Consider the following 9,136-nt stretch of genomic DNA (forward strand, 5'->3'; position numbering starts at 1 on the left):
AGCACAGCGCAAATTAGTGCTATTGGTACTAAATACATCAAAACTTTTTTCATTGAAATACTCCTCCTTGAATTTTCGATAGCACATTAAAATCGACCCCCGCATCGAATCATATGTTGTCGAAATGAATTAAAAATTAATTACATACAATTATGTCATTTTATTCCATATTTTTCAATGTACTTTGTTAACTTTTTTTATAAAAATTTTTTATGATAAATATTGAACACGATGAAGAAAATATAAATATGAAAACAAAATGACTCTAAGAGCATCAAATATGGTAGAATAAATCAGATATAAAAAATGAATGAATGTAAACGTTTAGGCGTTCATATAAAGATTGTTTAAAGAATGATTTGATTCTGTTATGTATTGATTACAAACACAGAAAATAATAGATTATGGAGTATGATTATGAAAGAAACAAAATATATTGGCAAAAATGGATTTACATTGATAGAGTTAATAGTTGCACTATCACTTATAAGTTTAGTATTTATAGCAGGGGGAAGTATTTATAAATCAGGAGTGAAATCATATCAAGTGAATGATGAACTAATCGAATTAAATGAAAAGAGCGAATTATTGAAAATGAGAATAAGTCAAGAGCTCAGACAATCTGGGAATGGTCTCATAGAATTGATATTGAATGAAGTAGAAAATTCCGAATGGCCGAATGGAAAGATGAGAGAACAAATACTCAATATACAGACATATGCTTATTCTAGAGATTCGGACTCACCAGATTTAGTTCAAATAACATACAAATTGATACCACTAGTTGAAAAAATAAACAGATATAAGCTCATTAGAATAAATGAAAATGGAAATACAGAAGTACTAGTAGAAGAAATAAAGCCTATAGAAAACGAAGCTATAGCAGATATGATAAGCATAAAAACAGCTAATTACTACATGGTGAACTTTAATTTCGATATGGTAGGTAAATATGTGGACAAAATAGTGGATGAAACCATAACAGTTAGGGGGCGCTGATGATATGAAAATGATTGGATCAAAATCGAGAGATGGCGGAGGAATAATATATGTACTATTTCTACTAGTCATGCTATCAACACTTGGAATAGCAGTACTTAGTAGTTCTGTTTATGGGATAAAACTCGAGCGTCAAGCCTTCGAGGTAGAAACTGATTTTGTTCATGCAGAAGCAGCGATACATAGATATCAATTTTTTCTAAACCTAAATGAAGAATATTATGAGAGCACTTACAAAATGGACAATGAAGTAGATCAAGCTATAGCAAATGGAGTTATCAGAAGGGGAGAAGCATATCCTATATCAGATGATAAAAACATATTCATAAAAAGCATAACGAAAAATGACGATGGAGATTTTGAGTATGAGCCAAATTACTACGCTTACGACAATGGATATTATAGTGTAATCATAGACAAGAAAAAAACCATAACAGAAGAGGAAGCCATAAGAAAAAATACTCAGCCAGCTATAACTATAATTACCACATACTATGAGAAAGACACCAAGAATGGACAATTGATAGATATCAGATACAAGAAAAAAGATGGATCATATGAAAACATACAAGTCCCCTGTAGTGTAAAGCGAAAATTAGAGACAAAATTTGCCAGAAAACAATTTACAGAACTTGCGTATTTATCTGATCATGAAGATGAAATTTGGTGGGCAAATGGAGAGAGTTTTAAAGGGCCTTTTCACACAAATGGAGATCTTTATATACAAGAAACTCCGAAATTTTATGGACCCGTTACTTATAGCGGAGCTATAAAGGGAAGAAAATGGAATGGAAGAAGATACCAAACATATGAAATATCAAATCCAGGGACATCGAGACCAGATGTGTTTTTAGGAGGAGTAACCAAAGTTCCAACCATAGAATTTCCAAAGACAGTAGAGAGCATAAAAGATATAGTAGAGCCAGACCATTTGTACACTGGAAACATAAGAATTAGATTTGATAAAAATCATCCCAAAAAGTATTTTGTGCAGCAACTACAATCCAAAAAACATCAGTATTTTGATGACGTATTTTTATTAGCGTGGAGCGATGAACAAGGACCAAAGAATTTTCCAGAAAATGGTGTTATATATATTAAAAATGATATAGCACCTGCAATGAGAGATGGAAAGCGAATAAATTATGATATAGCAAATTCTCAAATCGACCCAAGAAGAGATTCTAGAAACTATCAAAACTTGAAAGCGAAGTATATAGAGAAAAAATGGGGATTTGGAGAAGTAGCTAACGATTCAAATGCAGGGCAAATAGTAACAAAAAATCAACAGGCGAATGTATTTGTAAAAGGAGATTTAGATGGACGTCTCACCATAGTATCTGAAAATAACATATACATAAATGGTGATATAAACTACATGGAAAAGCAAAAGAGCTTGCTAGGATTGATAGCAAACTATGATGTGCTAATAAATCACTATAGAGCTGAAAATAGAGGAGGATTCTCACTAGATACAAACATAAAAGAAAATTATGGAAGTGATGGAATTACAGTAAATGCGGCTATATACGCTGGCAGACAATTTGGATTTGAACTGTATAAAGACAGTAATGACTACAATAGAAAAGGCTATTTAAACCTACATGGAGCATTGATAAACCACGAGAGGGGTTTTGTGGGAGTCATAAAGCAATCAGGTTTTGACAAAAGATATAGCTATGATGACAGATTACAATCAACTACGCCACCTCATTTTATACAACCTATAAATGCACCTTGGGAGATAAAATACGAGAGAGAGCGAAATTGATGGGGAGATATATTATGTCATTGAAGAATAGAAAAGGTGTCACACTAATAGAGATAATAATAAGCATAGCGCTATTAGCTATTGTTGTAGCTGGAGTATTTCCATTGTTTTCTACGACAATGAAAGTAAATAAAGAAAACAAAAGAAGACAGGAAATACACGAAAATATAATAAAAGAAATAGAATCATATAGATCGAAAAACTACAAAGAAATTATAAATGACGGCGCATTTGATTATAAGAGATTGTCAGATGATGAAAGCTATGAAATAGTAACCAAAATAGAATTCGAAAAAGATGACTTGATAGGAGATGGAAACTACGGATATCTTCAGATGCAAATAATTGCAAGAGATGTAAGCAGTGGTGAAACTCTAGACCGAGCTGAGACATATATCAGCAACAATGGAGATGACACCACTATATTTGTCAGAATAAAAAACGAATGGCAAGAGCCAAACAAGTCAATGGACTGGATAGTAGGTCAGAGAGTTACACTTGAAAATATATTGAATCACACTACAGAAGTCAAAGAAACCGATGCTCTAGGAAAGATATTGTATCTAGACCCTCCTATGGGGAGATATAAAATAGATTTGAACCAAGGAAAATACAAGATTTCAGCTTCAAGCCCTGATAAAATAGGCGATGAATTTAGTGTTAAAAAAGGATGTACGACCTATGTAGAGTATTGGATGTATGAGCCGATAAGAATGAGTTTTAATATAGGTCCCAAATTAGCACTAGAACTCTGCGATAAAGATGATTCAATCTTGTTTGAAAGTCGTGTGACAAATAAATATTACAACGACTATTCTAGAATCGATGGAATTTCTGAGATTAGGCCGCTTGGAACAGGCAATAGCAATTGCTACAAATTAAAAATAGAAAAAGGGATACTAGGTGATGACGTAAATGGATTATGGGATGAACTCATAGAGGAAAATCCTAATAATGGCTATAATTGGGGCAAAGAAAATAGAATCAAATTTGGAAATTGGAGATATGGTTCTTGGTACAAATACTCATGGCATACGAGATCTTGGCAACCGACAGGTCAAAAATTTGGAGATCACGGTCAATTGCTAATGTTTGAGCAAAACGGAAAAAGACCAAAGTCTGGTCTCTGGACAAAAGACAACTCTGAGACAGGTCACAGAAGACACAAATGGTTTTATAGTATAGAAATACCAGGAGAGTGGACGACTATAGATGATGGAACAACAGATGCGATTTACTATAAAGATCCAAAAAAGAACGAGTACAAGAAACTGACAAATGGCGAATTTAGATTGACAAAAAATGAAGATGGTGACTTTGTATTCTTGCTAAATAAAGAGAAGAACATAACATTTCATGTCGGAAGCAATGATTTAGATACAACCCCAATAAATCCAGAGGATAAGATAGAGATTCAAATTTTAAAATAAAGATAAAAGCGAAATAGAGAAATAAAATCAAAAATAGAGTCCAAGATTTCATTGAATTATCAACGAAATTTTGAACTCTATTTTTATATTTCTGTCTTTTATTGCAAATCATTAGCACATATATTCAAAAAAAGAATAGATAATAGCAAAAACGCGGTCCGATGTGATAAAATAGACTTAACAGAATGGATACTGGGTAAATATGAAAAAATAGATAAACTTGGATGTAGAAAGAGAGGCCGGGTCTATGAATGAGATAAATAAAAAGAGAAAGAGGGGATTTACACTTATAGAAGTAATACTAGCACTTGCACTATTAGGACTTCTTACAGTGAGTGTACTCCCGTGGTTTGGAGAATCATTTAAAAAACTCAATCAAGCATCCGAACTAGTAAAAGCAGACTATACTTCTCAGCAAATAATATCAAACGTGAGGATAAATCCAAACTACGACGTTCCAGACGATTCAGGTCTAGAACTGACAAAAAGCATAACTCACTACGTGGTTGATGGCACTACAATATACTACGAGGGAGAAGATGGGTATCAAGACGCAGTTGATAAAGGGCTGATTCCAGAAGAGGGAATGAAAGTAGATGTGAGTAGAAAAAGTGACGGAAGCCTTTTTATGAGCACATTTATACGATCAAAAGCACTCAGTGTTCCTGTGAGAGTGATAGATACTACAAGCAACTTCATAGGAGATGGAGTACAAGGCGTAAAGGTAGGACTTTACAAAAGAGATAGAAGCTCTGGGCTCAGACATGAACTTGTTGCCACACAAACAACAAATGAAAGCGGAAATGCATTTTTTATATTGCCACTAGATTACGGCAAAGAAGAATACGTAGTCATGTTTCCAACAGATCAGTACAAAGCGTATTACAGATATAGTTCATACCTTGGCAGTGATGGAAGCAGAGGTGCCTACCAGATAAGACATAGAAATGACACTCAGACAGGAGAATTTTCTCAAATAGTCAGCAATGTGAGCAACAATTTGTGGGGAAATTCAGCAAATATGAAAGTATACAATAGAGACTCCACAGGCGGAAGTATAATTTGTGAAACAATAACGACAAATTCTAACGAAACATATCTTTTTGACTCGGATACACTACTTGGTGAGACAGGGGATGAGCGAAATAATTTTGACGATGGAAATGCCGGATTTAGAGGATTGGTAGAAGTAGAAAATGGTAGAGTAAACAAAATAGAGTACGTGGTTAGACAACCGGTAAACGTCAGACTTTCATCAAACAACAATAGAATTACAACCATATGGGTAACAAACTACAACCACTATGGAGACACCATAAGTGGGACAGCTAGCATACCGTTTTTGTGGCCTAGACTAGAAGCATATAACGAATACAAATACTGGGCAAAAATAAACTCAGACCAGATAACCACAATGAGATTCGTATTTAGCAATGGCAGTTATACATTCTCAAGAGATGCAAACATAGGAACTATAAGCGTAGATGGCAAGACATGGACTACAAATAGCACCACATGGCAAATAATAGATTAAAAAGGGGTGATTGCAATCGAGACAACAAAATCAAATAAGAATAAAACGGGACTTACTCTTATAGAGCTCGTACTCGCATTGGCAATTGGCTCTTTAGTGATGGTAGTAGGATATGCCCTTTTGTTTACAGGCGAAAAACAATTTGATGTAGGACAAAAAAAGGTCATAATAGATTCAGAACTAAATCAGATAGCATTTGCACTTGCAGAAGAATTAAAAAATTCCACCATAATATCAAACGCTTACGGGGAAAACTATATAAAGCTAAGCTCAAACAACCTAGAAATTTGGAGAGTAGATAGCAGTACGAAACTAAACGAAAGTATAGAGATAAAATCAGCTAGCATAGACCTAGACAGTACGGCGGCAGGGGAAATTATAAACTACACCATAGTAGGAGAATATAAAGGCGCAGAGTCTAAACTCAGCTCATCGGTATTACTAAACAACATAGAAGACTCAAGACTTGAAGGCGATGGAAACTTCGAATTAGATAGTGAGATACTGTATTATTCAAAAAACTACGATGTGCCGAAGACATATTTCATGTCAGGAGCCAAAACAGAAGAGACAAAAGCATTTAAAGCAGGGATACTAGGAGCTCAAGTAGCAATGTACTATGATGGTTATCACAACTTTGCATACAAAAGTGGTGGTTCTCATGCCACATTTTCATCATTTGAAAGAGACATAGTGGACTTTTTTCAAGAAGGAACGAATAGCGCAGCCCACAAAGCAGAGCTAGAAGCCTATATAACCGACCCTGACAGCATAGACTATATAAACTTTTCGAAAGGATACGTTTACTTCGTAAGTACCTATGACAGCTACGAATATCACAAAATGGGCGAAAGAGACGCTGATGATGGCAGTGCTTATGAGCCACCTTATGATAACTCTGATTTGCAAGATAGTTGATGGGAGGATGCTCGATGAATAAAAATTATAAAATGAAAAAACGTCAGGGTTCAACCATGCTAATGGTACTATTTTTACTATTGCTACTAACACTATTTGCAAGTAGTCTATATGGATTGAGTCTCATGAATGTCAAAGAATCAATTATATTTCACGAACAAAACCAAGCATACCTGATAGCAAAAGCAGGAGCTGAGACCATAATAGACCAGTATGCACTTTTAGACAACACTCAGCTAAATACTATATTTGAAGACGTTCCTCTAGGAGCAGATCCAGAGACCTCTGTTCAAAAGGGCAATCCCTACACAGTGACAGGAGAGATTGCGGGAGGACGATTCGAAGCTATAATCACAAAAAACGGCAGGCAAATACTTATAGAATCAACAGGGCATCACAAACGAGGTAAAGGACTCGCACTGGTACAGCTTATAGATGTAAATAGATATGGTATAGCTTACGTCAAAAATGGAGATGTAACCATAAGAAGCAATGGAAATGCAACAGGCCCCAAAATGGTAGCAGACATAGCACATTACCCAGCTATGGCAGATGGAGAGACATTTAGCATAAATGGAGGGGCAGAGCTAAATGGAAGCACATACACACACTCACCAGCTACGATACAATCAAATAATCAGACTATAAGTATGGGATCGTTATATACAGACAATAGCGTCATGCTGAGAGCTGGGACAGATGCATCTCCAGGAAGACTTACATTTGATGGAGTATACACGTCGTATCCAACCTATGTAAATATATTTGATGGAGCACTAAATGACCCAGTACCGGGAACAATTATAGGAAACGAAATAAAAAGAGGGGACAATTCCATAGGAAACTACCCTAGAAATGTAAAAATTAGAGTATCAAAAAATATAATTACATTTAGGTACACAAATACATTTGGATACCCAGATGGTTTTCCTATGATACCATCTGGATATGCAGTATTTGGAGATTCAGGAGATACACCAGCAGAACCGATGACGGCTTTACCAGTTGCTACAACTATGACGACAGTAACGTATGATGAAGAATCTGGAAATACGCCATATACACTAAATACGTACTCATCATCTAATTGGCCGAGCAATGGAAGGATAAATCACCGAAAGCGGAGAGTGAGGATAAATTTAAATAATGGGGAGTCACTGGCACTAAATGATTTAACTGCATCAGATCTGAGGGTAACAGGAAATGGAACACTTACAATAGCAGATATAGACTTGAAGAAGAGAACATTTGGAGGAGACCTCATAGTAGAAAACGGAGCCACACTCATAGTGTCAGATGGCGACATATCCACATCTAGCCTTCAAATAACATCAAGTACAGATACACCATCTAAATACCAGCAAAATGCAGGAACGCTAAAAATAGATGGAAACCTAAGCATGACGAAAAGTGAAATGGTTTCAGAAGTTCCGGTGTATCTATCGGGAAATATATCCATGACCGACTCAAATATAGATTTAAAAAGCGATTTAGAATCAAGTGGAACTGCAAACTTCACAGAGATGAATGGAAATATAGATGGAGATCTAAAAGTAGTTGGCAATATACAAATTCAAGGAAGCAGCGATGCCATAAATGGAAATATAGATGCAGAAGACACATTAGAGTTAGATGGAGACCTATTTACAAATGGAACACTTACAATTCGCGGAGCTAGATTCTTATATCACGGAGATGTAAATGTAAATAGAGTTAGCACGACGACAGATGTAGTGACTATAAACCATTCATACCTAGACCATCTTGGAAATGATGAGACAAAGGGAAGCTTTGCAGCTAGAGGTGGCATAAAAATAGACGATGCTACATTCAATTCTAGATACATGAAATCAACATCATCACTTGACGTAGAGGGAGATTCAACTGCTATAATAGCAAATGACCTAGTAGCACCAGTCATAAATGTAGAGAACCAATCAAAACTAGTAAATTACAATAGAATATTTGCAAACACAGAATTCAATGTTGGGCTAGATACAGCTTTTGATCCAAACCCAAAAGACATAGAAATCGAGGGAAAAAATCTATATGTTCAAAACTTTTTGTCAGACGAGGGAGCTAGACTACACTTTGAGGAAATAAGAAACATAAACGACTCAGGTGCAGATGTGGTAATCGGTGGAACGACAAGACTAAACGTAAACGACATCATAGCAAGGAGTGTAGAATTTTCAGATACAAGCTATACCAAAGCTCTAGCAGTCAGCGTTGTAGACGACTTCATATTAGAAGATGGCGCAGAGTTAGACATGAAAATATACGAAGACCTCACAGATGTAAACTCGAAAAATAGCTATTCGAACATAGTTTGGATGGATAAAGATTAAAGACAAGTGAGAACTTGTCTTTTTTGTTTTGTGCTATAATATGGGTATATGGTAGAGAAGACGATACTAGTCCATATCTGCATGTTCCTTTTGTTGATAGAAAGAGAGGTGCTAAATGAAAAAAATTAAAAATTTG

6 protein-coding genes are annotated in these 9,136 nt (G+C 35.4%); all 6 read left to right on the top strand.

Annotation, left to right across the window (positions count from 1 at the left end):
* Window positions 1–417: 417 nt before the first annotated feature.
* The 6 genes from N4A40_10640 (at window position 418) to N4A40_10665 (ending at window position 9,000) form a co-directional block, all read left to right on the top strand.
* Window positions 418–999, top strand: coding sequence for a prepilin-type N-terminal cleavage/methylation domain-containing protein (locus N4A40_10640; protein ID MCT4662308.1), 582 nt, complete (start codon window positions 418–420; stop codon window positions 997–999).
* Between the two features lie 4 nt (window positions 1,000–1,003).
* A complete protein-coding gene (locus tag N4A40_10645; protein MCT4662309.1) occupies window positions 1,004–2,770 on the top strand; it encodes a hypothetical protein in 1,767 nt (588 codons plus the stop codon).
* Between the two features lie 14 nt (window positions 2,771–2,784).
* Complete coding sequence (locus tag N4A40_10650) at window positions 2,785–4,200, top strand: prepilin-type N-terminal cleavage/methylation domain-containing protein (protein ID MCT4662310.1); 1,416 nt, start codon at window positions 2,785–2,787, stop codon at window positions 4,198–4,200.
* Window positions 4,201–4,447: 247 nt separating this feature from the next.
* Window positions 4,448–5,734 carry a prepilin-type N-terminal cleavage/methylation domain-containing protein gene (locus tag N4A40_10655; GenBank protein ID MCT4662311.1) on the top strand — a complete coding sequence of 429 codons (1,287 nt, stop codon included), beginning with the start codon at window positions 4,448–4,450 and terminating at the stop codon, window positions 5,732–5,734.
* A 6-nt stretch (window positions 5,735–5,740) separates the two neighbouring features.
* On the top strand, window positions 5,741–6,652 hold the full coding sequence (locus N4A40_10660) for a prepilin-type N-terminal cleavage/methylation domain-containing protein (GenBank protein MCT4662312.1): 912 nt from the start codon (window positions 5,741–5,743) through the stop codon (window positions 6,650–6,652).
* A gap of 14 nt (window positions 6,653–6,666) precedes the next feature.
* Window positions 6,667–9,000: a translocation/assembly module TamB gene (locus N4A40_10665; GenBank protein MCT4662313.1), complete on the top strand. Its 2,334-nt coding sequence runs from the start codon at window positions 6,667–6,669 to the stop codon at window positions 8,998–9,000.
* Window positions 9,001–9,136: the final 136 nt, after the last annotated feature.

This window comes from Tissierellales bacterium (assembly GCA_025210965.1).
Classification (GTDB): Bacteria; Bacillota; Clostridia; order Tissierellales; family JAOAQY01; genus JAOAQY01.

What these genes read in the sequence shown, in the direction of transcription:
- N4A40_10640 (MCT4662308.1), top strand. Translation starts at nt 418, where the DNA reads ATGAAAGAAACAAAATATATTGGCAAAAATGGATTTACATTGATAGAG.
- N4A40_10650 (MCT4662310.1), top strand. Translation starts at nt 2,785, where the DNA reads ATGTCATTGAAGAATAGAAAAGGTGTCACACTAATAGAGATAATAATA.
- N4A40_10645 (MCT4662309.1), top strand. Translation starts at nt 1,004, where the DNA reads ATGAAAATGATTGGATCAAAATCGAGAGATGGCGGAGGAATAATATAT.
- N4A40_10655 (MCT4662311.1), top strand. Translation starts at nt 4,448, where the DNA reads ATGAATGAGATAAATAAAAAGAGAAAGAGGGGATTTACACTTATAGAA.
- N4A40_10665 (MCT4662313.1), top strand. Translation starts at nt 6,667, where the DNA reads ATGAATAAAAATTATAAAATGAAAAAACGTCAGGGTTCAACCATGCTA.